This window comes from Microvirga sp. P4_G7 (genome assembly GCF_056401005.1).
The window spans coordinates 1-2,400 of the sequence record NZ_JBFUKD010000575.1 but is presented as its reverse complement, the minus strand read 5'-3'; the positions used below and the strand labels follow the sequence as shown (position 1 = coordinate 2,400).

At 65.0% G+C, this 2,400-nt stretch carries 1 protein-coding gene and 2 pseudogenes; all 3 read right to left on the bottom strand.

Features of this window, described 5'->3' with window-relative positions; translation table 11 throughout:
* Nucleotides 1–654 (bottom strand): annotated as a pseudogene (locus AC1DT3_RS18135) (sensor histidine kinase); the annotation flags it as partial.
* Nucleotides 655–662: 8 nt separating this feature from the next.
* Nucleotides 663–2,099 carry a dihydrolipoyl dehydrogenase family protein gene (locus AC1DT3_RS18130; protein WP_477466624.1) on the bottom strand — a complete coding sequence of 479 codons (1,437 nt, stop codon included), beginning with the start codon at nucleotides 2,097–2,099 and terminating at the stop codon, nucleotides 663–665.
* Nucleotides 2,096–2,400, bottom strand: a pseudogene (locus AC1DT3_RS18125) (hypothetical protein); the annotation flags it as partial. The gene AC1DT3_RS18130 and the pseudogene AC1DT3_RS18125, both read right to left, overlap by 4 nt.

The following is a 2,400-nucleotide window of genomic DNA, read 5'->3' as shown; positions in this document are numbered from 1 at the left end:
GATCACGCGAGCAGCGTCCTCTGGACGGCCGGCGAAGGCCGCGATGTTGCCGGCGAGCCGCCGAACGGGGCGCACGATCACCCATTGAAGGGCAAAATAGAGGAGGCTCGCGGTCACGCCTGAAATGATGAGCGACAACAGCAGGATGTTGCGTGAAAAATCGAGCATCGCCCGCCGGAGCGGTCGCTCGTCGAAAATCATCTCGACGAAATCGACGCCCATGCCCGGCCCGATCACGCGGATCGGCATTTCGGTCGGAACGAGGAGCGTCTCGACCGCATCACGGATCGACCTCGCCCAGGTCATGCTGCGCAGATCGACGGTCTTTCCGACTTCAGGCGGCACCTCGCCTGCGGCCAGAAGCCTGCGGCGGCCGCCACCCCGCACGGCGATCGCCTTGGCGCCAACGCCCTCGAGCAAGCGCAGTTCGAGTTCCTCCGAGAGAGTCTCCTCGGGCGCGGCGTCGAGCACGAGGGCCGCGACCTGTGCCGCAGCCAAACGGTCGTTGAGCCAGTTGTGACGGAAATTGGCGACGGACGGCAGATAGATGAGCACGACCGCGATCGTCACGAAGAGCACCGTCAGAACGAGTAGGCGGCCGGAAAGACCGATACTGCCGGACAGACGATTGATCATGGGCCGGTTGCTGTTCATCGCCGCCCCTACCCGAAAATCCGGGTGATGCCGATCACACGCCGGATCCAAGGGTTTTGGGTCGCCGGCTTCACGAATTCCACCGCGGCCTTCTTGGTCGCCTCGGACAAGGTCGGATAGGGAAGAGCCACGCCGGCGAGATCCGCTATTTTCAGGTTGTGGGCAAGGGCGAGCACCCAGGGTGCAATCAATTCGCTCGCCCGCTCGCCCGCAATGGCGCAGCCCAGGATCTGCCCCCGAGGCGTAGCGAGCGCTTTCACGTGGCCGCGGGCCGTACCATCGAGCCTCGCGCGGTCGTTCTCGGCCAACGGCCAGCGCAGCACCCGGATGGAGCGGTGCGAAGCACGCGCCTCCTCTTCGGTCAGTCCCACGACAGCCAGCTCGGGAGCGGTCCAGACGACGCGCGGGATAGGGGCGGTTTCGAGGTTGATGGGCAAACGAAACAGCGCGTTGCGCACCACGAGACCGGCCTGATGCTGAGCCGCTTGGACCGAGCCCCCGGCGCGCGCGGCATGGCCGCCGGCGCAGTCGCCGATCGCATAGACCCGCGTGTTGGACGTCTTGAGACCGCGATCGACGACGATTCCCGTCTCATCGAATGCGATGCCAGCCGCATCGAGGCCCAGCTCCGCGACGGTTGGCCGCCTCTCCGCCGCCACCATGAGGTGGCTCCCTTCGAGGGCCTCGCCGGTCGCGAGACGGACGAGGATTTGTCCATCGTCGTGCGCAGTCACCTCTTGTGGCAACGCCTGCGTCCTGATGACGACGCCGTCCGCCACCAACGATCGTTCGATCACGGCGGCCATCTCCGGATCCTCGTGCTTCAAAATCCGGTCCGACGGTTCGATCACGGTCACGTCCGACCCGAGCCTGCAACAGGCCTGCGCCAGTTCGACGGCAATTGCCGAGCTTCCCAAGATCAGAAGACGGGGCGGCACGGTCTCGAAGCCGGGGAGCGTCTCCGGCGCCAGATAGGGGATTTCCGCAAGACCTGAAATGGCGGGCTCGTGCGTCGTCCCGCCGGTGGCAATGATGAAATGGCGGGCCTGGATGACATGAGATCCCGCCTTCACCCTTGTGGCATCGATGAATTTCGCGGCGGCCTGGATCACTTTGATCCCGATGGCGGCGCAGCGTTCAACCGAAAARGATCGGTCCAACGCGCTGAGAATGCGCTCTCCCCTGGCCTGCGCCCTGTTGGCGTCGAGCGAAGAGAGCTCCCCAAGCCGACTTCCCAAAGCCTGTTCGCCCGGAACGGCGCAAACCCGACCGGCGGCTGCCGCAAGGATTTTCGAGGGTATCGCCGCGCTTCGCAGGGCGCCGCCCATCTCGCTCTCCTCGACCAGCACGACACTGACGCCGAACGAGGCCGCCATGGCCGCCGCCGACAGGCCGCCCGGCCCCGCTCCGATCACGCAGAGATCCGGTCTCAGGATGTCGCTCACGGCGGTGGCTCTCCTTCGATCTTGATGCGCCCGATCTTGATGCGCCCGATCTTGTTGCGCCTGTGACGCCACCAGCGGATCACAACCGGAACCAGTGCCAGGAGCGCCAACAGAAGCAAGGCAAGAAACAGCTCCGGTGTAACGAGATCGCTCACCGAAAAAACAAAGCGGCAATCGTCCCCACCGGCGGCGAGGCAGGCTTTGTAGGCATCCTGTCTCGCATTCACAGTCTCGTCGAGACCGCTGCCGGCGAGCGTGAATCCCAGGCATGGCGGAACAATGCCGACCAACGTGGCTAGAA